This window comes from Psychrobacter sp. S1-30-MNA-CIBAN-0213, assembly GCF_040309845.1.
Taxonomy (GTDB): Bacteria; Pseudomonadota; Gammaproteobacteria; order Pseudomonadales; family Moraxellaceae; genus Psychrobacter.
Window position 1 is genome coordinate 1 of the sequence record NZ_JBEOPE010000181.1, and the last position, 235, is coordinate 235.

A 235-nucleotide genomic window follows, 5' to 3' on the forward strand; every position below is an offset into this window, starting at 1 on the left:
GTACTAAGCGTGAAGACGTTGAACGTGGTCAAGTACTAGCTAAGCCTGGTTCAATCAACCCACATACTACATTCACTTCAGAAGTATACGTACTTTCTAAAGATGAAGGTGGTCGTCATACTCCATTCTTCAAAGGTTACCGTCCACAGTTCTACTTCCGTACAACTGACGTAACTGGTGACGTTCAGTTACCAGAAGGCGTAGAAATGGTAATGCCTGGTGATAACATCAAGAT

1 protein-coding gene is annotated in these 235 nt (G+C 43.0%); it reads left to right on the forward strand.

From position 1 onward, the window contains the following. Positions 1–235, forward strand: a 235-nt coding sequence (locus tag AAEY87_RS14425) for an EF-Tu C-terminal domain-related protein (RefSeq protein ID WP_502945490.1), incomplete at both ends; no start/stop codon positions are given.